The organism is Terribacillus jepli (genome assembly GCF_047228925.1).
In the GTDB taxonomy this organism is placed as follows: domain Bacteria; phylum Bacillota; class Bacilli; order Bacillales; family Amphibacillaceae; genus Terribacillus.
The window spans coordinates 95,096-118,305 of sequence record NZ_JBFEGH010000008.1 but is presented as its reverse complement, the minus strand read 5'-3'; the positions used below and the strand labels follow the sequence as shown (position 1 = coordinate 118,305).

General features: G+C 46.0%; 24 protein-coding genes. All 24 read left to right on the top strand.

Features of this window, described 5'->3' with window-relative positions; genetic code table 11:
• The first annotated feature begins 3 nt into the window (after positions 1 to 3).
• The 24 genes from lepB (at position 4) to AB1K91_RS10725 (ending at position 23,196) form a co-directional block, all read left to right on the top strand.
• Positions 4 to 561 (top strand): signal peptidase I, encoded by a 558-nt coding sequence (gene lepB / locus AB1K91_RS10840; protein WP_413089860.1) that lies wholly within the window; start codon positions 4 to 6, stop codon positions 559 to 561.
• A 15-nt stretch (positions 562 to 576) separates the two neighbouring features.
• Positions 577 to 1,431, top strand: coding sequence for a ribosome biogenesis GTPase YlqF (gene ylqF / locus AB1K91_RS10835; protein ID WP_413089859.1), 855 nt, complete (start codon positions 577 to 579; stop codon positions 1,429 to 1,431).
• 77 nt (positions 1,432 to 1,508) lie between these two features.
• Positions 1,509 to 2,285, top strand: coding sequence for a ribonuclease HII (gene rnhB, locus AB1K91_RS10830; protein WP_413089858.1), 777 nt, complete (start codon positions 1,509 to 1,511; stop codon positions 2,283 to 2,285).
• 15 nt (positions 2,286 to 2,300) lie between these two features.
• Positions 2,301 to 4,076 (top strand): hypothetical protein, encoded by a 1,776-nt coding sequence (locus AB1K91_RS10825; RefSeq protein ID WP_413089857.1) that lies wholly within the window; start codon positions 2,301 to 2,303, stop codon positions 4,074 to 4,076.
• Positions 4,073 to 4,348, top strand: a complete 276-nt coding sequence (locus tag AB1K91_RS10820; RefSeq protein ID WP_413089856.1) for an EscU/YscU/HrcU family type III secretion system export apparatus switch protein — start codon at positions 4,073 to 4,075, stop codon at positions 4,346 to 4,348. Before AB1K91_RS10825 ends, AB1K91_RS10820 begins: the two co-directional genes overlap by 4 nt.
• Positions 4,349 to 4,550: 202 nt before the next feature.
• A complete protein-coding gene (gene sucC, locus AB1K91_RS10815) occupies positions 4,551 to 5,711 on the top strand; it encodes an ADP-forming succinate--CoA ligase subunit beta (RefSeq protein WP_413089855.1) in 1,161 nt (386 codons plus the stop codon).
• A gap of 16 nt (positions 5,712 to 5,727) precedes the next feature.
• Positions 5,728 to 6,630, top strand: a complete 903-nt coding sequence (gene sucD, locus AB1K91_RS10810) for a succinate--CoA ligase subunit alpha (RefSeq protein ID WP_413089854.1) — start codon at positions 5,728 to 5,730, stop codon at positions 6,628 to 6,630.
• Positions 6,631 to 6,692: 62 nt separating this feature from the next.
• Positions 6,693 to 7,589, top strand: a complete 897-nt coding sequence (dprA, locus tag AB1K91_RS10805; RefSeq protein WP_413089853.1) for a DNA-processing protein DprA — start codon at positions 6,693 to 6,695, stop codon at positions 7,587 to 7,589.
• A 151-nt stretch (positions 7,590 to 7,740) separates the two neighbouring features.
• Positions 7,741 to 9,822 (top strand): type I DNA topoisomerase, encoded by a 2,082-nt coding sequence (gene topA, locus AB1K91_RS10800; RefSeq protein ID WP_413089852.1) that lies wholly within the window; start codon positions 7,741 to 7,743, stop codon positions 9,820 to 9,822.
• A 450-nt stretch (positions 9,823 to 10,272) separates the two neighbouring features.
• Positions 10,273 to 11,181: a tyrosine recombinase XerC gene (gene xerC, locus AB1K91_RS10795; RefSeq protein ID WP_093726607.1), complete on the top strand. Its 909-nt coding sequence runs from the start codon at positions 10,273 to 10,275 to the stop codon at positions 11,179 to 11,181.
• 15 nt (positions 11,182 to 11,196) lie between these two features.
• The gene (gene hslV, locus AB1K91_RS10790) at positions 11,197 to 11,745 is read left to right on the top strand and encodes an ATP-dependent protease subunit HslV (protein WP_093726606.1); all 549 of its coding nucleotides are present in this window, start codon (positions 11,197 to 11,199) and stop codon (positions 11,743 to 11,745) included.
• A gap of 2 nt (positions 11,746 to 11,747) precedes the next feature.
• Positions 11,748 to 13,136, top strand: coding sequence for an ATP-dependent protease ATPase subunit HslU (gene hslU / locus AB1K91_RS10785; protein WP_093726605.1), 1,389 nt, complete (start codon positions 11,748 to 11,750; stop codon positions 13,134 to 13,136).
• A 17-nt stretch (positions 13,137 to 13,153) separates the two neighbouring features.
• A complete protein-coding gene (gene codY, locus AB1K91_RS10780) occupies positions 13,154 to 13,930 on the top strand; it encodes a GTP-sensing pleiotropic transcriptional regulator CodY (protein ID WP_093726604.1) in 777 nt (258 codons plus the stop codon).
• Positions 13,931 to 14,342: 412 nt separating this feature from the next.
• Positions 14,343 to 14,741: a flagellar basal body rod protein FlgB gene (gene flgB / locus AB1K91_RS10775; RefSeq protein WP_093726603.1), complete on the top strand. Its 399-nt coding sequence runs from the start codon at positions 14,343 to 14,345 to the stop codon at positions 14,739 to 14,741.
• Between the two features lie 2 nt (positions 14,742 to 14,743).
• Positions 14,744 to 15,199 (top strand): flagellar basal body rod protein FlgC, encoded by a 456-nt coding sequence (gene flgC, locus AB1K91_RS10770; RefSeq protein WP_413089851.1) that lies wholly within the window; start codon positions 14,744 to 14,746, stop codon positions 15,197 to 15,199.
• Between the two features lie 13 nt (positions 15,200 to 15,212).
• The gene (gene fliE / locus AB1K91_RS10765; protein WP_413089850.1) at positions 15,213 to 15,512 is read left to right on the top strand and encodes a flagellar hook-basal body complex protein FliE; all 300 of its coding nucleotides are present in this window, start codon (positions 15,213 to 15,215) and stop codon (positions 15,510 to 15,512) included.
• 78 nt (positions 15,513 to 15,590) lie between these two features.
• Entirely contained in the window at positions 15,591 to 17,207 is a 1,617-nt protein-coding gene (gene fliF / locus AB1K91_RS10760; RefSeq protein WP_413089849.1) for a flagellar basal-body MS-ring/collar protein FliF, read from the top strand.
• A 15-nt stretch (positions 17,208 to 17,222) separates the two neighbouring features.
• Positions 17,223 to 18,236, top strand: coding sequence for a flagellar motor switch protein FliG (gene fliG / locus AB1K91_RS10755; protein ID WP_413089848.1), 1,014 nt, complete (start codon positions 17,223 to 17,225; stop codon positions 18,234 to 18,236).
• Positions 18,229 to 18,972, top strand: coding sequence for a flagellar assembly protein FliH (fliH, locus tag AB1K91_RS10750; RefSeq protein WP_413089847.1), 744 nt, complete (start codon positions 18,229 to 18,231; stop codon positions 18,970 to 18,972). Before fliG ends, fliH begins: the two co-directional genes overlap by 8 nt.
• Positions 18,972 to 20,282, top strand: coding sequence for a flagellar protein export ATPase FliI (gene fliI / locus AB1K91_RS10745; protein WP_093726597.1), 1,311 nt, complete (start codon positions 18,972 to 18,974; stop codon positions 20,280 to 20,282). Before fliH ends, fliI begins: the two co-directional genes overlap by 1 nt.
• Before the next feature lie 4 nt (positions 20,283 to 20,286).
• Positions 20,287 to 20,733 carry a flagellar export protein FliJ gene (gene fliJ / locus AB1K91_RS10740; RefSeq protein ID WP_093726596.1) on the top strand — a complete coding sequence of 149 codons (447 nt, stop codon included), beginning with the start codon at positions 20,287 to 20,289 and terminating at the stop codon, positions 20,731 to 20,733.
• 3 nt (positions 20,734 to 20,736) lie between these two features.
• Positions 20,737 to 21,381, top strand: a complete 645-nt coding sequence (locus AB1K91_RS10735) for a magnesium transporter MgtE N-terminal domain-containing protein (protein WP_093726595.1) — start codon at positions 20,737 to 20,739, stop codon at positions 21,379 to 21,381.
• Positions 21,374 to 22,756 carry a flagellar hook-length control protein FliK gene (locus AB1K91_RS10730; protein ID WP_413089846.1) on the top strand — a complete coding sequence of 461 codons (1,383 nt, stop codon included), beginning with the start codon at positions 21,374 to 21,376 and terminating at the stop codon, positions 22,754 to 22,756. The genes AB1K91_RS10735 and AB1K91_RS10730 overlap by 8 nt, the downstream gene beginning before the upstream one ends.
• Complete coding sequence (locus AB1K91_RS10725) at positions 22,753 to 23,196, top strand: flagellar hook capping FlgD N-terminal domain-containing protein (RefSeq protein WP_093726593.1); 444 nt, start codon at positions 22,753 to 22,755, stop codon at positions 23,194 to 23,196. The genes AB1K91_RS10730 and AB1K91_RS10725 overlap by 4 nt, the downstream gene beginning before the upstream one ends.
• Positions 23,197 to 23,210: the final 14 nt, after the last annotated feature.

Sequence of the window (23,210 nt, the reverse complement as noted above, 5' to 3'; positions counted from 1 at the left end):
TAGATGGCCAAAAAGAAAAATGAGTGGCTGGACTGGCTGAAGGCTTTGATCATCGCAGTCATCATTGCGGTGGTCGTTCGGATGTTCCTGTTTGCTCCGATTGTAGTCGACGGACCTTCCATGCAGCCGACCTTGCATGACAATGATTTCATGATTGTGAATAAGATCAATTATCGCTTCGGTGAACCAAAACGTAAGGACATCATTGTCTTTCATGCAACTGAATCCAAGGATTATATCAAACGCGTAATCGGTGTGCCGGGAGATCATGTCGAGATGATCGATGATACATTGTATATTAATGGTGAAATCGTGGATGAGCCTTATTTGGATAGTGAGAAAGCCTCACTTACGGATGGAGGCAATTTGACGAATGATTTCACGCTTGAAGATCTGCCAGGCAATTACGAGGAGATCCCAGAAGGTTACGTACTCGTACTCGGGGATAATCGCAGAAATTCAACCGACAGCAGATACATCGGCTTAATACCGGAAGAGCAGATTGTCGGAAAAGTACAGCTGACTTTCTGGCCGCTGGATCGCATCGGTCTGACAAAATAGGAGGAACAAATTCTCGTGACGATTCAATGGTTTCCCGGTCATATGGCCAAAGCTAGAAGAGAAGTGGAAGAAAAACTAAAGCTCGTGGACTTTGTCATCGAGCTGGTGGATGCAAGGGCACCAGAAGCATCACAAAATCCGATGCTCAGGAAAGTGCTTGGCAATAAACCGAAAATGGTTGTACTAATGAAAAAAGACTTGGCGGATATATCGGTTACCGACGCTTGGATCCGCCATTATGAGGAGCAAGGCACACCGGCTCTGGCAGTCAATGCGGATGAAAAAGGGGATATCCAGAGTGTCATCCAGCGCGCACACGATATGCACGCTGCCAAACGGGAAAAATGGAAGCGTAAAGGCGTGCAGAATCCACCGCCAGGCAGGGCGATGATCATCGGAATTCCAAATGTCGGAAAATCGACGCTCATCAACCGTCTTGCAAGTAAAAAAATAGCCAAGACTGGCGATCGCCCTGGTGTAACGACACAGCAGCAATGGATCAAAGTGAAAAAAGATTTCGAACTGCTCGACACACCGGGTATCCTTTGGCCGAAATTCGAAGACCCGCAGGTTGGTCTTGTCCTTGCTGCCATTGGTACAATCAAGGACCAGATCCTGCCGATGGAAGAAGTGGCGACTTTCATCCTTGCTTATTTGAAAGAGCATTATCCGACGCAATTGGCAGAAAGATATGCGATTGAAGATATTTCCATGGATACGGTCGAAATGTTCACGCATATCGGCCGATTAAGAGGTGCACTCGAAGCTGGCGGTGCCATCAATTATGAAAAGACTTACGAAATCATCATTCGTGACCTCCGCAGCAAACGGATAGCGAATGTAACATTCGAAAAGCCAGAAGCAGAATGACGGACATACATATTTCTTTATGTATGTCTTTATTTTTTGCATGTATAACCGATAAATAGAGAAAAGGGAGATTGTTCATGAAAGATGCAATGACGATCCAGCAAATACGCGTCCACCTACAGGACGGTACATATTCGGACGAAATGCTCTCCTCCTGGCAGGAGGATCATCGTGCAGGTGTCCAAAAGCTCATGGAAGCCCATAGACGAAAAGTGGAGAAGGAAAAAGGACTTCGCGAACGTTACAATCAGATGTGCACTTTCGAAAACATCTATTATGACAAAGGAAAGCAGTATATCGCTGGTATAGACGAAGCAGGCAGGGGACCCCTTGCAGGACCAGTCGTTGCAGCTGCGGTGATTTTGCCAAAAGATGCCTACATAGCAGGTTTGAATGATTCCAAACAGCTTAGCGAGTTGAAAAGGGAAGCATTGTATGATCAAATCATTGATACATGTATCGCCTTTGGTGTCGGAATCGTGGACAGCCAAAGAATTGACGAAGTGAATATTTATCAAGCTGCCAAACAAGCAATGCTGGAAGCTGTAGCAGAGATGGAATGCCAGCCGGACCATGTGCTGGTGGATGCCATGCCGCTTGCAGAATTGACTTGTACCCATGAATCGTTGATCAAAGGAGATCAGCGGAGCGTTTCGATTGCAGCAGCAAGTATAATTGCGAAAGTGACACGTGACCGTATGATGAAAGAGGCTGATATACAATATCCAGGCTATGGGTTCAAAGATAATATGGGTTATGGAACAAAGCAGCATCTGGAAGCATTGCGTAAACAAGGTATTACACCTCTGCATCGAATGAGTTTTGCGCCTGTCAAAGAACTTTCCCGCGTTTAAGAAGGAAGGGATATCATGCATCGTTTATCCATTCAAAAGTCAATTGGAATACCGTCTGCAACACACCCGCAGCAGGAGAAAAGATTTCAGCCGGGTGAGATTGTCACCGGCAGGATAAATAAGTTTTTTCCAGATAATAAAGCCCTGCTCCAAATCGGTGCCAAGCAAGTCATAGCAGAATTGCAGACATCATTATCCGCAGGCGGCACTTACTGGTTTGAAGTGAAGGAAGGCGGCGAACACCCCCTTTTACAGGTTCTGCCCCAAACTTCTGGAAAGCATGCAGGCGTCTCTCAGTTGATAGAGCTTACTGGCAATAAGCCGAATAAAACGACTGCCAGCTTTGTGGAAGGCTTGTTGAAACAGCAGACCCCGTTTACAATGCAGCAGCTGAAAGAAGCCCTGAATCTTCTGCAGCAGACAGATTTGCAGCCCTTGGAGGCTAGAAAAGACGCGCTCCAGCTCATCATGAATCGGCAGCTGCCTGTGACAGAGAATGTTTTGCAGGCAATCACGGCTCGTCAGACTCAGGATATGACAGCTGCCCTGCGTCAGCTGACCAATGGCTTGTCTGTCGAACAGGATGAAGCAATGCCACTCAAACAAATACTGGGTAAACTTTCAGCTGATGGACCGGCAGTCAATGAGCATCATCTTCTGCAGCGGATCATCCATGAAGCAAAGATAGGCAAACAGGATTTGTACCAGGCTATCCGTCCGTCTTTTTCATCCAGTGCGCCATCATTTGATTCGTGGCAGAAAGCTTGGCTTGCTTTCGAGAATCAATTGACTGATAGCGAAAATATTCCACGGTCATCCGGGCTGGAGTCAGGAAGGTTGCCGATGCGAACGACAGTGGCGCTCCCGTACGCTCCTGTTCTTGATACTTTCATGTCCGAACTGCAGGGTGTCGGCAACCATACTGCGGCAGCTCGAGACAGCCTGCAGACTACGCTGGCGACTGTTCGACAGCAGCTCAGCATGTTCCCGGACCGCGCGCTTTCGGATGATGTAGCTGTCAATCTCCGTAATTCTTTGGAAGCTTTTCCGTCAGTTTCATTGGTTCAAGACATACACAGTCAGCTGCATAAAGGGAACATGGACAATGAGCAGTTATTGGCGAAGACTACAGAATTGCTGCAATTGCTGCAAGCTTCGAATAGAAATGAGCAGAGTAAAGATGGAGCCTTTTTCAAACAAATGATGCAGGATATCTTCCGGCAAGTAGGGTATTCATTCGAACATGATATAAAAGAAGCAAATACTGCGGATCTGCCACTGAAAGGCTTGCTGCTGCAGCACGCAGCGCATGGTGCTGAAAAGGCGGAGCTGTCTTTTCAACTTCTCCAGCAGATCACCGGAAGCCAGCTGCTTCAAGTGCATGATGAGAAGCAGATGGCCTACATCCAGCTCCAGCTTCCTGGAGCGCCTTTTGGATTCGATAAAGATCTGCTGATGGAACTTGAAGGAAGAAAAGAAGATGATGGAAAAATATCCTCAGATCACTGCAGAATTTTGTTTTACTTGCATTTACCGATTTTGAACGACATGGTAGTCGATATGTATATACAGAAGAAAGCTGTCAATTTGCATATTTATACAGCGGCTGAAAAAACAGAGCAAGTAATGCGCCCGCTTCAGCATAAGCTGAAATCTGCCCTGGAGGCGAGCGGCTATCATCTGTCTTCTGTCAAGTACACTGTCAGCGCTGATGGCAAGGAATCAAATCGCATCAGCACTGGTTTGGTGGCTGATTTGCCTGAACAGAAAGGTGTCGATTATCGTATATGACCGATAAGAAGAATATACGGCAAGCAGCTGCCTTGAAATATGATGCTGCCAAACGCCAGGCACCTGTCCTCACAGCGAGCGGCCATGGCTTGACAGCAGAGGCAATCATAAAACGGGCGACAGATAATGGGGTGCCGATCCAGCAAGATCCGGCCTTGGTCGGCCTATTGTCTGAGCTGCAAGTAAATGAAATGATTCCGGCCGATCTTTATGATGCGGTAGCCGAAGTTTTCGCTTTCATTTATCAGGCAGACAAGCAGGCAGGAAAATAAGCGTCCGCGAAAGGCGGTCGCTTATTCCATAAATTCTCTTATGAAAGCATTTTCATACATTTTCACAGGAAACGGCACCTTCTTCTTGATCCCTTGTTATAAGTTTTATGTAGATTCTGTCTTTTCTATAGTTTTTGGTAGACTTTTGCAGAAGTAATCGTTTACAATGGTCTTGCACGGAATCTGACGGGGAGGGTACAGAATGAATATTCATGAGTATCAAGGCAAAGAGGTTTTGCGTGAATTTGGTGTGTCTGTTCCTGCTGGTAAAGTGGCATTCAGTGTCGAGGAAGCTGTGGAAGCAGCAGAGAGCCTGGGCACAAATGTATGCGTTGTCAAAGCGCAGATCCACGCCGGCGGACGCGGAAAAGCAGGCGGTGTAAAAGTCGCCAAGGGCTTGGATGAAGTTCGTACATATGCGGAGGAAATCTTAGGCAAGACGCTTGTAACGCATCAGACAGGCCCGGAAGGAAAAGAAGTGAAGCGGCTTCTCATCGAAGAGGGCTGTGATATCCAGAAAGAATATTATATCGGTCTTGTTCTCGACCGCAGCACGTCCCGGGTCGTCATGATGGCGTCTGAAGAAGGCGGTACGGAGATCGAGGAAGTTGCAGCAGAGACACCGGAGAAGATTTTCCGGGAAACGATCGACCCTGTTGTCGGTTTGACTGGCTACCAAGCTAGAAGATTGGCATTTGCCATTAATATTCCGCCAGAATCACTGAACAAAGCTGTCGGGTTCATGATGAGCCTGTATCAGGCTTTCGTGGAGAAGGATTGCTCCATCGCTGAGATCAATCCGCTTGTAACAACTGGCGATGGTCAAGTACTGGCGTTGGATGCAAAACTGAACTTCGATGAAAATGCATTATACAGACATAAAGATATCGTCGCGCTTCGCGACTTGGATGAAGAAGATGAAAAAGAAATCGAAGCCTCCAAGCATGACTTGAGCTATATTTCCCTTGATGGGAATATCGGCTGCATGGTAAACGGTGCCGGCCTAGCAATGGCAACGATGGATATCATCAAGCATTACGGCGGAGATCCCGCTAACTTCCTCGATGTTGGGGGCGGTGCTACGACAGAGAAAGTAACCGAAGCCTTCAAGATCATTCTGGCTGATCAGAATGTAAAAGGTATTTTGGTCAATATTTTCGGAGGCATCATGAAATGTGACGTCATTGCTGAAGGTGTCATCGAAGCGTCCCGACAAGTCGGATTGGACATTCCGCTTGTGGTGCGTTTGGAAGGGACGAATGTGGAGCAGGGCAAGAAGCTTCTTGATGAGTCTGGACTGAACATCACTTCAGCAGCGTCCATGGCAGATGCAGCAGAGAAAATCGTCGCACTTGTAAACTAACGGGGAGGTATGAATCATGAGTGTATTTATTAATAAGGATACAAGAGTACTCGTACAAGGTATTACTGGATCTACTGCACTATTCCATACAAAGCAGATGATTGAATACGGCACCCGTATCGTTGCTGGTGTCACGCCGAAAAAAGGCGGTACCGAAGTGGAAGGTGTACCTGTTTATAATACAGTCAAGGAGGCCGTACACGAAACCGGTGCCACTGCATCTGTCATCTATGTGCCGGCAGCTTTTGCGGCTGATGCCATTTTGGAGGCAGTAGATGCCGAGCTTGACTTGGTTATCTGTATCACAGAGCACATTCCGGTCATGGATATGGTCCGCGTGAAACGGGCGATGGAAGGCAAGAACACAAGATTGATTGGACCGAACTGCCCGGGTGTCATCACGCCCGAGGAATGCAAGATTGGTATCATGCCTGGATATATCCATAAGAAAGGGCATATCGGGGTCGTATCACGCTCCGGTACCTTGACGTATGAGGCGGTGCATCAGCTCACACAGGCTGGTATCGGCCAGTCCACGGCTGTCGGAATCGGCGGAGACCCGGTCAACGGTACGGATTTCATCGATGTATTGAAGGCGTTCAATGAAGACCGGGAAACGAAGGCGGTCATCATGATCGGGGAGATTGGCGGAACAGCGGAAGAAGAGGCAGCAGAATGGATCCGTCAAAATATGAATAAACCAGTCGTCGGCTTCATCGGCGGGGCGACAGCACCTCCAGGAAAGCGCATGGGTCATGCAGGTGCGATCATCTCTGGAGGGAAAGGCACAGCGGACGAAAAAATCAAGGTCCTGGAAGAATGCGGTGTAAAAGTAGCGGACACACCGGCAGTAATGGGAGAGACTTTGATCGAGGTATTGAAAGAAAAAGGACTATACGAAATCTGTCAAACGCACTAAGATGAAAGTGGGTCGAAACTCGACCCGCTTTCTTATTCTTTTCAAAAGACAGGAGTGTAAATTTGGAAAAACGCAAAAGATTATTGCTGCTGCACAGAGTGCTGCGTGGGCGCCGTAAAACAATGCAGCGGATCCTCAGACTCGACCCTCAATTGGACAACCTTCTACATTCATCCTTCCATGAACTGATGATTCATTATCAGCTTCCTGAAACCTTTGCAGTCACTTTGTTCCACGAACTGCAGAAGGAAAGCCACATGAATGCGTTGGAACGCGACATGCAGAGCTTCCATACGTTGACTTGCTTTGATGAAGCTTATCCTGTTATCCTAAAGCACATTCCGGACCCTCCACTTGTCCTTTACGCAGCTGGCAGACTTGAACTCCTTGTAAAGCAGCCGGCAATCAGTGTAGTCGGAACTCGTCAGCCAACAAAAGCGGCAGCAGCTAAAATCGCTTATCTGCTCGCCCCCTTGGCAGCTGCCGGATGGACAATTGTGAGCGGAATGGCGAAAGGGATCGACAGTATGGCACATCATGCAGCGATTCGCAACGAAGGCAATACGATAGCAGTATTGGGAAGCGGTTTGCGCCAAATCTACCCGCGTTCTAATCAGCGGTTATTTGACTGCCTGGCGGCTGGGCAGCTTGTCCTCAGTGAGTATTATCCGGATCAGTACCCCAAACAACATCATTTCCCGGAAAGAAACCGTATCATCAGCGGGCTTGGCTTCTGTACGCTTGTAATCGAAGCAAAAAAACAGAGTGGTTCGATGCATACGGTCATGCATGCATTGGAGCAAGGAAAGGATGTATTCGCCATACCTGGAAATCCTTATGAAGACCAGACGGCGGGCTGTCATCAGATGGTCTCAGATGGAGCCGGGATTATTTTCGAGCCGGGCCAGCTGCTTGACGAATGGGAACATAATAAGTCGAAATGGATGCAATTTATATAGTAGAAACTAGCTTTTTTATGTATGTTACATTACAAGAAATAACAAATTATGTTTGACAAACGGAATATAAGTATTCAATAATAGGGAAGATTTATCGAACAGCATCATATAAAAGACAAACAGAAAAAGAAACCTCTTGGGAGGAAACAATATGGCAGATTATCTTGTAATCGTGGAATCTCCAGCAAAAGCGAAAACAATCGAACGCTATCTAGGAAAAAAATATAAAGTGAAAGCAAGTATGGGACATATCCGTGACTTACCGAAAAGTCAGATGGGTATCAATGTCGAGGAATCTTTTGAACCTCGTTACATTACGATCCGCGGCAAGGGACCTGTGCTCAAAGAATTGAAAAGCGCAGCAAAGAAAGTGAAGAAAGTATATCTTGCAGCCGACCCCGACCGTGAGGGAGAAGCAATAGCTTGGCACTTGGCGCATAGCTTGAATATCGATGAAACATCTGAGTGCCGGGTGGTTTTCAATGAAATCACGAAAGATGCAATCAAAGAATCATTCAAGCATCCTCGCAGTATCGACATGGATTTGGTTGATGCACAGCAGGCGCGCCGGATATTGGACCGGCTGGTAGGTTATAACATCAGTCCGCTCCTTTGGAAGAAAGTTAAGAAGGGCTTGAGTGCAGGGCGTGTCCAGTCTGTAGCCGTCAAAATGATCATGGACCGGGAAAATGAAATCAAAGAATTCATCCCAGAAGAATACTGGTCGATCGATGCTGCTTTCCAATCAGGCAAAAATAATTTTGAAGGTGCATTTTACGGAGTGGACGGGGAAAAGGTCAATCTTGCTTCAGAAGAAGAAGTCAATGAAATCCTTGGAAAACTAAAAGGAAAAGACTTCCAAGTCGACAAAGTGAATAAACGGGAACGTAAACGTAACCCAGCAGCACCATTCACGACATCTTCCCTCCAGCAGGAAGCAGCCCGGAAACTGAACTTCCGGGCCCGCAAAACGATGATGGTTGCCCAGCAGCTCTATGAGGGAATTGACTTGGGCCGCAAAGAAGGCGGTATCACAGGTCTGATCACATATATGCGTACCGACTCCACTCGTATCTCCAATACGGCAAAAGAAGAATCGACTAAATATATCAAAGAGACGTATGGGGAAGAGTTCCTCGGAGCTGGCGGTACGAAAACGAAACAAGCGGAAGGCGCGCAGGACGCCCACGAAGGTATCCGTCCGACATCCGCTTACCGTCACCCTGATAGTGTCAAGGCGATCTTGTCACGTGATCAGTTCAGACTGTATAAGCTTATCTGGGAACGTTTCATTGCTAGTCAGATGGCGCAGGCGGTGCTTGATACGATGACTGTGCATCTTGTCAATGAAGGCGTGGAGTTCCGTGCCACAGGATCCAAGGTCAAATTCAAAGGTTTCATGAAGGTATACGTGGAAGGTAATGATGATAACAAGAGTGAAAAGGATCGTATACTTCCGAATCTGGAAGAAGGAATGACAGTGAAAGCGGATGAGATTACACCTAATCAGCATTTCACACAGCCGCCTCCACGCTATACAGAAGCCCGGCTTGTCCGTACGATGGAAGAGCAAGGGATCGGCCGACCATCCACATATGCTCCGACATTGGACACCATCCAGCGTCGCGGCTATGTAACATTGGACAACAAACGCTTCGTTCCGACAGAATTAGGAGAAATCGTCATTAATATCTTGGAAGAATTCTTCCCTGAAATAATTGATCTTGAATTCACGGTGAAAATGGAAGAAGACCTTGACCACGTGGAGGAAGGCAAAACAGAGTGGGTTACGATCATCGATGATTTCTATAAAGGATTCGATATACGCTTGGAAAAAGCCGAGCAGGAAATGGAAAAAATCGAGATACGCGATGAACCGGCCGGGATCGATTGCGAGGAATGCGGTCATGAGATGGTATACAAAATGGGACGCTACGGAAAGTTCCTTGCATGTTCCAATTTCCCGGATTGCCGCAATACAAAACCGATTTTGAAAAAAATCGGCGTAACTTGCCCGAAATGTAAGGAAGGTGAAGTCGTCGAACGCAAGTCGAAGAAAAATCGTGTGTTCTACGGCTGCGACCGTTACCCGGATTGTGATTTCCTCAGCTGGGATAAACCGATTTCCAGACCATGCCCTAAATGTGCTTCCATGCTGGTCGAGAAAAAAGCGAAAAAAGGAACCCAGATTACATGTTCCAGCTGTGATTATAAAGAAGAAGTGCAGCAGTGATACAAAGGACCCCAGCTTGTAATAAGCTGGGGTTTTTTGTTTAAATTGTTAAGAGTCTGTGAAAATAGGAGTATAAAGCGAAAATGATTTGACACAGTTTTGTACGAGGTCTATAATAACGGATTGGAAAGGGATTTTGCTTGACACACTTGAGGGGGAGAATGCTGGAAGACTCAGGTAATATTTCAAAGGTTTCCTGTTGCAAAGAAGCACCGATCATCCTGTTGCAGGAGAGCCCCTTCGAAGTCTTGCATTTACGTATACAACAGTTAGGACTTCCATCCACTTAGCGACCTAATCAAGCAACGGACAAGCCAATGAAGTATAAGCACGGCATACTAAAGCCAATGCTGACCCCGATTCAGAATTTTTCCACAATTTGATTTCTAATGTTTGCTTCTCTGCTTGAAGTTATGTTAAGCTTTATACGCTTGAAGTGAGGCGATCAATTTGAAAAGAGCAGAACAGTACGTCCAAGAGTTCAAATCTTATTTGCAAGTAGAGAAGCATGCTTCTCCGCACACCGTATATTATTATCTGAATGATGTGAATTTTTTCCTGGAATTCCTTCTTTCAGAATCTATATCATTTGAACAAGCAGATCCTGCCGTGGTTCGCGTATTCCTCACTAAGCTATATGAGAAAAAGCTGTCAAGAAGGACTGTTTCGCGCAAGATATCCAGTCTGCGTTCTTTTTATAAGTTTCTGGAGCGGGAAGATGTTGTGGCGGCAAATCCGTTCTTGCGGCTCGTCCAGCCGAAGGCACCTGCTTATGTTCCGAGTTTCCTTTACGAACAGGAGTTAGAGAAACTGTTCGAGGCTTCGGATTTGGAAGCTCCTTTAGGACAGAGGGATCAAGCCATCCTCGAGTGCCTTTACGGAACAGGTATGCGTGTCAGTGAGTGTGCAGGTATTACGATTGATGACGTGGACTTATCTATCGGTACCGTCCTTGTACGAGGGAAGGGACGCAAGGAGAGGTATGTTCCGTTTGGCAGTTTCATGGAGAAAGCGTTTCGTAGATACTTACAGGACGGACGCGAGCGCCTTTTGGAGAAATCAAAGGAAGAAACCGGCAAACTGTTCCTGAACAGCCGGGGAAAACCGATTACGGAACGGGGGATACGTCTCATCCTGAATAAACTGGTTGAGCAGTCCGCTGTACATATGCACCTGCATCCGCACAAGCTGCGCCACACATTTGCCACGCACATGCTGAATGAAGGTGCTGATTTGCGTGCTGTGCAGGAACTGCTTGGTCACGAACATCTGTCATCCACGCAAATTTATACGCATGTGACGAAAGACCGACTGCGTACGATATATATGAATACCCATCCGAGAGCGAATCGGGAATAAAGGAGATGGATAGCCATGAGTTCCGAATTTCATGCAACCACTATTTTCGCTGTACGCCATAAAGGCGAGTGCGCGATGTCTGGAGATGGACAGGTGACACTTGGCAATCAAGTTGTCATGAAACATAAAGCGAAGAAAGTGAGAAGACTTTTCAAGGGACAGGTGCTGGCAGGTTTTGCAGGCTCTGTTGCGGATGCCTTCACATTATTCGAAAAGTTTGAGGGCAAGCTGGAAGCGTATAATGGAAATCTTGCCCGGGCTGCGGTGGAATTGGCGAAGGAATGGCGCAGTGATCAAGTCCTTCGCAAATTGGAAGCGATGTTGATCGTGATGAATAAAGAGCAGATGTTCCTCGTATCAGGAACCGGCGAGGTCATCGAACCGGATGATGACATTTTGGCCATCGGTTCAGGCGGCAATTTTGCTCTCAGCGCAGGACGGGCATTGAAGCGATATTCCGAAGAAAAAAGTGCAGCTGAAATTGCACAGGCTGCACTCGAGATAGCTGGGGAAATCTGTGTATTCACGAACGATCAAATCACGTTGGAAACATTGGAGGCGTAATGATGGAGGCAAATTTGACCCCGAAACAAATCGTAGCACAGCTGGATCGTTATATCATCGGACAGCAAAATGCAAAAAGATCGGTAGCGGTGGCATTGAGGAACAGATATCGCCGTATGCAGCTGGAAAGTGATTTGCGCGATGAAATAACGCCGAAGAATATTCTGATGATCGGGCCGACTGGCGTTGGTAAGACAGAGATAGCCCGAAGGCTTGCGAAGCTGGTTGGTGCACCATTTGTCAAAGTAGAAGCAACGAAATTCACGGAAGTGGGTTATGTCGGACGTGATGTCGAATCGATGGTCCGGGATTTAGTCGAGGCTTCCGTTCGCCTCGTACGGGAAAAGAAAATGGAAGCTGTCCAGGATAAAGCCAAAGAGCAAGCGGAGAAACGCTTAATCAAACTCCTTGTACCGGAAACGAAGAAGCAGTCGAGTAATTTCAAAAATCCATTTGAGATGCTTTTCAACCAGCAGCAAAATGAAGAACAGGATGAAAAGCCTTCTGATGAGATCCAATCCAAACGCGCCCGTACGGAGCGGATGCTTGCGATGGGGGAATTGGAAGATACGATGGTGACAATTGAAATCGAGGAGCAGCAAGCTTCCATGTTCGATATGCTGCAAGGTTCAGGTATGGAGCAGATGGGTATGAATATGCAGGATGCATTGGGTCAATTCATGCCGAAGAAGAAGAAAAAGCGCCGTCTGCCTGTATCCGAGGCCCGTCCGCTGCTTGTGCAGCAGGAGGCGCAGAAGCTGATCGACATGGATGAAGTATCCCAGGAAGCTGTGCAGCTTGTGGAACAAGCTGGTATCATCTTCATCGATGAGATAGATAAAGTCGCTTCAAAGGGCGATCAAGGAGCCAATGTATCCCGTGAAGGTGTCCAGCGTGATATTCTGCCGATCGTGGAAGGATCCACTGTGACGACGAAATATGGACCTGTTAAAACAGATCATATTCTTTTCGTTGCAGCTGGTGCTTTTCATATGGCAAAGCCGTCGGATTTGATACCTGAGCTGCAAGGGCGCTTCCCGATACGTGTGGAACTGGAGAAATTATCCGTCGATGATTTCAAGAAGATCCTGATTGAACCTTCCAATGCATTACTGAAACAATACCGTGCTTTATTGGAAACAGAAGGTATAAATGTGGAGTTTACGGACGAAGCTGTTACCAGACTGGCGGAAGTGGCTTTTGAAGTGAATCAGGAAACAGACAATATAGGAGCACGTCGACTTCATACCATTTTGGAGAAGCTGCTGGAGGACTTAAGTTTCGAAGCGGCAGATATCAACATGGGTACGATTCAGATCACACCTAGTTATGTAGATGACAAGCTGGCATCAATTGCGAAAAATAAAGATCTGAGCCAGTATATTTTATAAAATCACAGGAGGAAATCATGAAATTATTAGATAAGGCAAGAGATATAAACTTCATGCTGCAAAAAGCAGCAGGAAAGGCTGTTAACTTCAACAATATGTCCGAGACCTTGCAGCGGGTCATCGAGAGTAATATCTTCATCGTAAGCCGCCGCGGCAAACTGCTCGGTTTCTCGATCAACCAGGCAATCGAGAATGACAGAATGAAACAAATGCTCGAGGAAAGACAGTTCCCCAAGGAGTATACGGAAGGTCTTTTCCAAGTACAGCAAACGACTGCAAACATCGGTATCGACAGCCCTCATACAGCATTCCCTGTCGAAAATAAAGATCTTTTCCAAGGCGGATTGACAACGATCGTACCAATCATCGGCGGTGGTGAACGTCTTGGAACATTGATTCTCAGCCGGGTTGCAGAGAACTTCAGTGATGATGACCTATTGCTTGCTGAATACGGTGCAACGGTTGTTGGTATGGAGATCCTTCATCAGAAATCAGCAGAGATCGAGACAGAAGCACGCAGCAAAGCTGTCGTACAAATGGCAATCAGTTCTCTTTCCTATAGTGAATTGGAAGCGATCGAGCACATCTTTGAGGAACTGGACGGTAGCGAAGGTTTGTTGGTGGCAAGTAAAGTGGCAGACCGCGTAGGCATTACACGTTCTGTTATCGTCAACGCTTTGCGTAAGCTTGAAAGCGCAGGGGTAATCGAATCTCGATCCTTAGGGATGAAAGGAACATACATCAAGGTCCTTAATAATAAATTCCTAGTTGAATTACAAAAGCATACAAGCTAATCAAAAGGGAAGCAGGTCTAAAAGCCTGCTTCCTTTTTTTTTATGGTTGTTTGTGACTCTTATACTATAACTTATTCATTTTATAGAAAGCCCTTTCAAAAATCAGATATTTCTAATCAAACAGTAGTAAAATGTGTTCAGATTTTCTGGTTCAGAAAGGAAAAAACTCGGGATGGGAATTGTGGATAATAGACTTTATTCATACCATTAAAAAGTTAACACCAAAAATCACGCGAAAAATGTAATTAAATGGATGTTAAGTAGATTAAAAGACTTAGTATGCTTAGACCATTTTTTTAAATATAAGAAAATTATCATAGAACGTATAGACATGACTTCCTGCATTCAATACAATAATCGTGTACATTAGAGCTAATTCGACGGCATACATAGCACTCTGGGAGGAGTTACAATGGACCTATATGGTAAAACGATACAATCATTGGATCGTTCACTGGATTACGCTAATCTCAAAAATCAGACCATTGCTAATAATATAGCGAATGCTGATACACCTGGATATAAGGCAGAAGCAGTTTCGTTCAAGGATACCTTGCAGGAGACAATGGATGCCTCCTTCACTGCCAAGCGTACAAATCCGAAACACCTCGCTTTTGGAAGTACAACGGATCATTCTGAATTCCAAGTGACGAAAAAGGAAGATACATCTTATACCAATAGCGGAAACAATGTTGATGTCGATAAGGAAATGTCCGAACTGGCAGATAACCAGTTATACTACCAGGCACTTGTCGATAGGATGAGTGGCAAATTCAACAGCTTATCCAAAGTGATCAAAGGAGGCAACTAATCTTGACAATTTTTTCTTCCTTGAATACAAGCGCTAGTGCATTGACTGCACAGCGGCTGCGGATGGATGTGGTATCATCCAATATTGCGAATGCAGAGACGACACGGGCAACGATTGATGAAGATGGCGATTATGTTCCGTACAGACGGAAAATGGTTTCGCTGGAATCGCAAAATACGAACAGTTTCTCTTCCTTTTTAGAGCGAGCGCAAGGCAGTTCGACAGGCTCTAAGGGTGTGAGGGTTTCTGAAATCACCGAGGACGAATCGGAATTTCAAATGGTATATAACCCTACTTCGCCTGATGCGAATGAAGAAGGATATGTAGCAATGCCGAATGTCGATCCTTTAAAGGAAATGACCGATCTTATTAGCGCTACTAGATCATATGAAGCTAACGTTACGGCAATGAATGCAACAAAAGGTATGCTCCAGAAAGCATTGGAAATCGGAAAATAAAGGAGGGTGACAAATGGCAGTTGAAGGAATCAGCGGACTTAGTGGAACAAACAGTCTTACTGCAGTCAAGCAGTCTACACCAGCCCAAGCACAAGCTAGCTTCACTGATAGCTTGAAATCTGCAATCGAGAGTTTGAATGAAACGCAGCAGGAATCCGATAAAATGACAGAAGCCCTTGCTGCTGGAAAAGTGGATAATCTGCACGATGTTATGATTGCGTCTCAAAAAGCAAGTGTAGCTATGGATGCGGCTGTTCAAGTGCAAAAGAAAGCGATCGATGCTTATACTGAAATGATGCGCATGTCTATGTAGAAAAGGATGGTAAATCTATCCTCAGTCAAAGTAGATATGCTTTTATTATGAATTTGACCTATGCTTTGGGGGAACCAGATGAATCAGCGAATTGCAAGTTACAAAGAAAAGATAACTAGTTTCTGGCAGGCAAGACCAGTATGGCAAAAGGCACTGTTGATATGTACCCCGATCGTTCTTGTTTTAATCATCGGTATCAGTTCTTACTTTGCTACAAAAGAGACGATGGTGCCGCTGTATAAAGATCTTTCTGCCCAGGAAGCCGGCAAGATAAAAGAAGAGCTGGAAGCACAAGGTGTTAAATATGAACTTGAAGGAAATGGAACCACCGTACTTGTTCCGGATACACAAGCTGAAGGGCTGCTCGTTGATTTAGCAGCAGCGGGCTTGCCGGAGACAGGCAGTATCGATTATTCATTCTTCAGCAACAATGCTTCATGGGGAATGACAGACAACGAATTCGATGTGATCAAACTTGATGCCCTTCAAACGGAATTGTCAACATTGCTGACCAACATAGATGGTATCAAGAGTGCGGAAGTTTTGATAAATAAACCTTCTGACCCTGTTTTTGTCACGGATGAGCAAGAAGAGGCATCCGCTTCCATTGTACTTAACACAGAGACGGGGTATGATTTTCAGCCGGATCAAGTAGAAGCGATGTATCGTCTGGTATCGAAGACGGTTCCAAATCTTCCGGAAGAAAATATCGTTATTACCAACCAGGATTTTGAGTACATCAACATGGATACAGCACAAGCTGGCGGAGATGTTTATACAAATCAGATGGGCATCAAACAGGAAGTGGAACAAGGGATTCAGCAGCGTGTGCAGCAAATGCTTGCAGCCATGGTCGGAGCTGAAAATGTCCGTGTATCCGTGACAACAGATATCGATTTTGATCAGGAGACACGGACGGAGGAACTTGTGGAGCCTGTTGATGAGGAAAATAACGAGGGCTTGCCGGTAAGCGTGGAGACTATCACAGAAACATATGAGGGTGAACCGACTGGTGATGGCGGGGTTGCCGGAACCGGTGAAGAAGAAGTGCCGAATGTAGCGGCGGAAGATGAAACAACTGGTGATGGCGCCTACAACAATGTGAAAGAATCCGTTAATTACGAGTTCAATAAAATCAAGAAAGAAATTACAGAGAGCCCATACAGCATCCGCGACATCGGAATTCAAGTCGCAGTTGATAGCAATAAGAACACTACAGGAGACAATGGAGAGGCTGAACAACTGACACAGCAGGAGCAAACCCAAGTAGAAGATAGCATCTCCTCCATTCTGAATTCGATCGTGTCGACATCCGTGGATGCGGAAGCGGCACAGACAATAAATCCGGAAAACAGTGTCTCGGTCGTTTTCCAGCCATTTGCTGCAAATCAAAACACACAAGCCGATGATGATGCCGGTGCAGGCATTCCGATATGGGCATACGTTGTTGGCGGTATTCTCTTGGCTGCAGTGGCAGTTCTCGTATTTATGCTCATCCGCTCCAGAAGGAATCAAGTGGAAGAAGACGATGAATTGCTGGAAGAGGAAGTGGCAGTACAACCAGTCGTCGTAGAAGAGATAGATGATAAACCAGAAACGGAAGCAACATTGAAACAAAAGCAATTGGAAAAATTAGCACAAGAGTCTCCAGAGGACTTCGCCAAACTATTGCGAAGCTGGATGGCTGAAGATTAAAGGAGCAATGAAGGAATGGCAGCTGTGAAAGGACGTTTGACAGGTAAACAAAAAGCGGCGGTCTTGATGATCTCCCTTGGAGCTGATACGGCTGCAAATGTATATAAGCATCTGACTGAAGAAGAGATTGAACGAATGTCATTGGAAATATCTTCCGTCAAGAAAGTGGACAGCGAAGAGAAGGAATCCATAATAGATCAATTTCACCAAATAGCCATTGCTCAGGATTATATATCCCAAGGCGGGATTGCCTATGCGAAGTCGATTCTGGAAAAAGCCTTAGGAGCAGAAGAAGCCGCTGCAATCATGAACAGGCTGACTTCCACGCTGCAAGTAAGACCTTTCGACTTTGCACGAAAGGCAGATCCGACACAAGTACTGAACTTCATCCAAAATGAGCATCCACAGACAATAGCATTGGTGCTTTCCTATCTGGATCCAGGTCAATCCGGCCAGATCTTGTCTGAATTGCCGCAGGACATGCAGGCCGATGTGGCAAAGCGCATTGCAACTATGAACAGTACATCTCCTGAAATCATCAATCAGGTTGAACAGATCCTGGAAAAGAATTTATCGACGACCGCAACACAGGATTTCACACAAACTGGCGGTATCCAGGCAGTGGTGGAAGTGCTTAATGGTGTAGATCGCAGCACGGAAAGGACGATCTTGGAAGAGTTGGAAGTTCAGGATCCCGAACTTGCTGAGGAGATCAAGAAACGTATGTTCATCTTTGAAGATATCGTTACATTGGACAACCGTGCCATTCAGCGTGTCATACGTGAAGTTGAAAATGATGATTTGAAACTAGCCCTGAAAGTGGCCAGCGACGAAGTGAAGGACATTGTATTCCAGAATATGTCTGACAGGATGGCGCAGACATTCAAAGAGGAGATGGAATTCATGGGTCCTGTACGTCTGAAGGATGTAGAAGAAGCGCAAAGCCGTATCGTTTCCGTTATTCGACGATTGGAGGAAGTGGGCGAGATAATCATATCCCGTGGCGGAGGAGATGACATCATTGTCTAATATTTGGCAATCAGTTGCAGTGAAAGAATCGAAAATCATTGGTATCAGGCCGATCAAGCTGACGCTTGATACCGATGAAGATGCCGAACATGAAGCAGCACGCCAAGCAGAGACAGAGCACTATCAGTATATCCAGGATGCGAAAGCGGAAGCAGAACAAATTCTGCTAGCAGCCCGACAGGCAGTGGATGAACAGAAAAGTCAATGGGAGTCAAAAAAGCAGGAACTGATGGAACAAGCACAGCTTGAAGGGTATCAAAAAGGCTTCGACGCCGGCCAGAACGAAGGTTTGCAATCGTATCAATCACGAATTGACGAAGCAAAGCACCTTATTGAGCTGGCGCAGCAAGACTATAAAGAAACCGTCGAAACAAGTGAGGACGCCTTACTGGATCTTGGTTTGAAGCTAGCAGAAAAGATCTTGCATCAGCAATTGGAAGCTGAACCGGAAAGTTATTTGGCACTTGTAAAAGGTGCAATAGCTGACTGGAAGGAACGCAGCGATTTGCGTCTTTATGTTCATCCCGACAGCTATGAGCTAGTTTTGCAGCAAAAAGAGGAATTGGCTTTATTGACTGGCAAAGATTTCGATCTCATGATCATGCCGCAGCATGATTTGCCAGCAGGCGGCTGCATTTTGGAAACCAAGCATGGAAGGATCGATGCAAGCATCGATTCCCAGCTGGCTGTTCTCCGAGAGAAGCTGTTTGAGCTCAGGCGAGAGGAATCGAAGTGATGCTAAGTCGATACATCGATGAATTGGATAACTTAGATACCTACAAACGATACGGGAGAATTCATAGAGTCGTCGGATTGCTGATTGAGTCACATGGTCCGGTGACGAGTGTCGGGGAAATCTGCTATATACATCCATCTTCTGCGTCAGAGGAAAAGTTCCTGGCAGAGGTTGTTGGGTTCGATGACGAGAAAGTATTGCTCATGCCATTTGCACCGCTGAAAGATGTTGGACCTGGCTGTCTGGTCGAAGCGACCGGTGCCCCGCTGTCAGTCAAAATCGGTCATGGGTTGATTGGCAGCATCATTGATCCATTAGGTCAGCCGCTAAATGGCAGCATGCTCCCGAAAGGATTGAAATCTTTTACGACGGACCGCAATCCCCCGAATCCGATGACCAGACCAAGGATATTGGAACCACTTGAAACAGGTGTCCGTGTGATAGATAGCCTTTTGACGGTCGGTCAAGGGCAGCGAGTCGGTATTTTCGCCGGAAGTGGCGTGGGGAAGAGTACACTTCTTGGAATGATAGCTCGTAAATCGAGTGCCGATGTCAATGTGATCGCGTTAATCGGCGAGCGCGGAAGAGAAGTACGTGAGTTCATTGAAAAAGATTTAGGGGAGGAAGGAATCAAAAGGTCGATTATCGTTGTTGCTACATCCGATCAGCCTGCCCTCATGCGAATCAAAGGTGCGTACACGGCGACAGCTATCTGTGAATATTTCCGTGATCAGGGAATGCATGTGAACTTGATGATGGATTCGGTCACCCGGGTGGCGATGGCACAGCGGGAAATCGGCCTGGCTTCAGGTGAGCCGCCAACAACGAAAGGGTATACGCCATCAGTATTTGCTGCTCTCCCTAAGCTCTTGGAGCGGACTGGAACGAATGAATCGGGTGCCATTACTGCGTTTTATACCGTGCTTGTGGATGGGGACGATATGAATGAACCGATTGCAGATACAGTACGAGGGATTTTGGATGGGCATTTTGTCCTGGATCGGAAATTAGCTGAACAAGGCCAGTTTCCTGCGCTTAATGTACTGAAATCGATCAGTCGGGTGATGCCGCAGATTACCGATGAAGAAGTGTATCAGCTGGCACAGCGGCTTCGGACGATGCTGGCACTTTATGAAGAAAACCGGGAATTGATCCAAATCGGCGCTTATAAAAAAGGGACGAGTAAGGATATCGATGAAGCAATCAGCTATCAAAAACCGATACTCGATTTTCTGAAGCAAGGGATGCATGAGTTTACCAGTCGTCCAGAAGCAATCCAGCTGATGAGGCAGCTGATAGGAAAGGGATGATCCGATGGCCGACATGAAGGTGTTCGAAAAGATATTGCGCATGAAAGAGCGTGAGCGGAAAACAGCACAGCAAGCCTTTGCTGAGAAACAGCAGCAGTTCGAAGCAGCAGCAACAACTTTATATGAATTGCTCAAGAAAAAAGAAGATGCTGAAGAGCAGCTTTCCAAAGGTTTGGCAGCTTCCGTTCCTATCCAGCGGTTATCCGAACATCACGCTTTTTTGGAATCGATCAACCGACAGATAGACCGGGCCCAGCTAGCGGTACAATTTGCTCGTCAGGCCATGATGGAAAAGCAGGAATTGCTTTCGGAAGCTTATATCGAAGTGAAGAAAATCGAAAAGCTTTTGGAGAAGAAGCGCCAGGAAGCATGGAGGAAGCTGCAGGATGAAGAAAATAAGCAGATGGATGACATATCCATCCGCCAATTCTTAGCAAATGGAGCACGATAGTATATGGCAAAACAAAAAAACGATCAACCAAAGAAAAAAGGTAAAGGAAAAGGATTCATCCTCTACTTTTTATTGCCAGTCGTACTGGCAGCAGTACTTGTTATCGCGATATTGGAATTTTCGGGTGTGTCGGTCGCAAAGCTCGCATCTGGCATTCCAGTCATTGGCAACATGGTCAATGATGAATCGACCTCTGCTTCAAGCAGCACCGCAGATGCAGAAAAACTGAAAAAACAGCTGAAAGACCAGCAAGCAACAATCGACATGATGAAAGACACCGAGGATGCTAAAAATGCAGAAATAGATGATCTCAATCAACAGATCATCAAACTGGAGAATCAGCTCAATGGTACCGAACCAGCCAGTGATACTGCCGGGACACAATCGACTTCTGGTGGAGGGACAGCAGAAGGGGAAGAAGCGGCGACACCATATAAGGAAGCTGCATCGTCTTTTAGTAAGATGGATGACGCAAAAGCAGCGGCCATCATCAGCAAGATGGATAACGAAAAAGCCTTGGGAGTTCTGCAGGAGCTTTCTGGTAAAAAACGGGGAACGATCCTTGCTGCCATGGATGCGGAGGCAGCGGCAACCTACACGAGTGCGATGGTTGATGAGGCCGAGAAGGGGGAGGAGAAGAATGAATAATATGATCTTATCTTTACCTTCAGCCCAGGCTGTTCCTACTTTACAGGCACAGAAGAAAACAACCGTTGGAAGTGATGTATTTCAAAGTCTGTTTCAGCAAGCTACGGCAAAAACAAATAACGAGATATTGAATTATCCCGAAGGCTCCGTACCTGAGATGGAAGATTTACAGGATAAGCAAGATATGCAGGTCGTTTTAAAGGCATTCTTCGATAAGTCTCCTTCAGAGGATTCCCTTGACCTTAAAGAGCAACCTGAAGATGCTTGGGAACTTGTGGAACAAGTGCTAGGGGAAGATATTTTAGCAGCTTTCCTGCCAACCCAGTTGAAGAACAAGGCGGAAGAAGTACTGAGAAACATCAAACCGTCGGAGCAGGAGTCAGGGGTTCAGGATATTTTAGCGCAGCTTGCGGAATTACAGATTAAGTTGGCGAACAGCGATGCTGCTGCAAACAGTAATGGAATCGGGGCATTCTTGCAACAAACATTACCAGCCAAGACGAATTCAGCGGCTCTATCTACATTGATACAAGCAGGTAATCAATCGTCTGAAACTCAAGCGGAAAATACGGACGTTCAGAAGCATGCTCCGAAAGATTTGTCGATGGCTACCACGTCACCTTCTAACAAACGAGATGCACTATCCTTGTTCCAGCCGGCAAAGGCAATGACCGCCACCAATACAATGGATAGCCAGACAGTGAGAAATCAAACAGCATTGCAAGAACTTAAGCAGACGCCTAAGTTGACCGAAGCTGCTAATGCAATCCGCCAAGTAGTAGAGGCTGCTAAGGATGAAACAGCTCAAACCAGCAAGGCAGGATCAACACAGCCAAAACAAGAACTTCAGAATTTTGATGCAAAACAAGTCAGCACACTGCAAGTATCGAAACAGGAGCAGCTTGTTTTCCACCTGAAGCAAGCTGAACAAGCTCCAGAGCAAGCTGGCAAAGAGTTGGTTCAAAAAATAGAACAAGCTGTAAAGTTCAGCGGTATGTTATCTGACAGGAATGGTTTGAAAGAACTATCGATCCAACTCCGACCTGGTAATCTTGGTGATTTACAAGTGAAATTGGTCCGTGAGAATGGGGATATAACTGTTCAGATCGTTGCAGCTTCCAAACAAGCAAAAGAGATGCTGGATTCCAATATATCGAGCCTCAAGCATATGTTTTCTCCTCATCAAGTGAGTATTACAGAGCGTGTGGATCAAATTCAAACCGCATCATCTGAGCGGAGCAGTCAGCAACAGTTTCAAGATGCCAATGAAGAACAGCAGAACCGGGAACGAGGCCAGCAAGAACAGCACAGCCAAGATAGTTTTGATGCAGCTTTTGCAGAAATTCTCTCTGAACAGGAGGAGCTGAAGGTATGACAACAACAAGCAGTATTGATTCCAGCTATTATTTAGACTCGCAGAAAACGAGAACGCCAAGTGCCACACTGGACAAAGATGATTTTCTTCAGATCCTGATGGTCCAATTGCAAAACCAAGATCCAACTAGCCCGATGGATGATTCGAAGTTTGTTGATCAAATGACTTCCTTTACCAACTTGGAGCAAGTGATGAATATATCGGAAGCCGTTGAATCCATTGCCACTAATCAGACAGTCATGTCTCCTGTTCTCCAGTATAGTCATATGATCGATAAGCAAGTGACTTATAACGAATATGACTTGGATTCAGGCGAAATCACTGACACTATCACCAGTAAGGTGACAGCTGTGACGCAAAATGGTGGCTACGCTGTTTTGGAACTTGAGAATGGAAAGTCGATTTACGCAGACGCTGTTATTAAAGTAAGCAACGAATAAAAAAGAAAAGGATG

Excerpts from the sequence above, each read along its gene's own strand:
- lepB (WP_413089860.1), top strand. The coding sequence starts at position 4 with ATGGCCAAAAAGAAAAATGAGTGGCTGGACTGGCTGAAGGCTTTGATC.
- rnhB (WP_413089858.1), top strand. The coding sequence starts at position 1,509 with ATGAAAGATGCAATGACGATCCAGCAAATACGCGTCCACCTACAGGAC.
- AB1K91_RS10825 (WP_413089857.1), top strand. The coding sequence starts at position 2,301 with ATGCATCGTTTATCCATTCAAAAGTCAATTGGAATACCGTCTGCAACA.
- AB1K91_RS10820 (WP_413089856.1), top strand. The coding sequence starts at position 4,073 with ATGACCGATAAGAAGAATATACGGCAAGCAGCTGCCTTGAAATATGAT.
- sucC (WP_413089855.1), top strand. The coding sequence starts at position 4,551 with ATGAATATTCATGAGTATCAAGGCAAAGAGGTTTTGCGTGAATTTGGT.
- sucD (WP_413089854.1), top strand. The coding sequence starts at position 5,728 with ATGAGTGTATTTATTAATAAGGATACAAGAGTACTCGTACAAGGTATT.
- topA (WP_413089852.1), top strand. The coding sequence starts at position 7,741 with ATGGCAGATTATCTTGTAATCGTGGAATCTCCAGCAAAAGCGAAAACA.
- hslV (WP_093726606.1), top strand. The coding sequence starts at position 11,197 with ATGAGTTCCGAATTTCATGCAACCACTATTTTCGCTGTACGCCATAAA.
- hslU (WP_093726605.1), top strand. The coding sequence starts at position 11,748 with ATGGAGGCAAATTTGACCCCGAAACAAATCGTAGCACAGCTGGATCGT.
- codY (WP_093726604.1), top strand. The coding sequence starts at position 13,154 with ATGAAATTATTAGATAAGGCAAGAGATATAAACTTCATGCTGCAAAAA.
- flgB (WP_093726603.1), top strand. The coding sequence starts at position 14,343 with ATGGACCTATATGGTAAAACGATACAATCATTGGATCGTTCACTGGAT.
- fliE (WP_413089850.1), top strand. The coding sequence starts at position 15,213 with ATGGCAGTTGAAGGAATCAGCGGACTTAGTGGAACAAACAGTCTTACT.
- fliF (WP_413089849.1), top strand. The coding sequence starts at position 15,591 with ATGAATCAGCGAATTGCAAGTTACAAAGAAAAGATAACTAGTTTCTGG.
- fliG (WP_413089848.1), top strand. The coding sequence starts at position 17,223 with ATGGCAGCTGTGAAAGGACGTTTGACAGGTAAACAAAAAGCGGCGGTC.
- fliI (WP_093726597.1), top strand. The coding sequence starts at position 18,972 with ATGCTAAGTCGATACATCGATGAATTGGATAACTTAGATACCTACAAA.
- fliJ (WP_093726596.1), top strand. The coding sequence starts at position 20,287 with ATGGCCGACATGAAGGTGTTCGAAAAGATATTGCGCATGAAAGAGCGT.
- AB1K91_RS10735 (WP_093726595.1), top strand. The coding sequence starts at position 20,737 with ATGGCAAAACAAAAAAACGATCAACCAAAGAAAAAAGGTAAAGGAAAA.
- AB1K91_RS10730 (WP_413089846.1), top strand. The coding sequence starts at position 21,374 with ATGAATAATATGATCTTATCTTTACCTTCAGCCCAGGCTGTTCCTACT.
- AB1K91_RS10725 (WP_093726593.1), top strand. The coding sequence starts at position 22,753 with ATGACAACAACAAGCAGTATTGATTCCAGCTATTATTTAGACTCGCAG.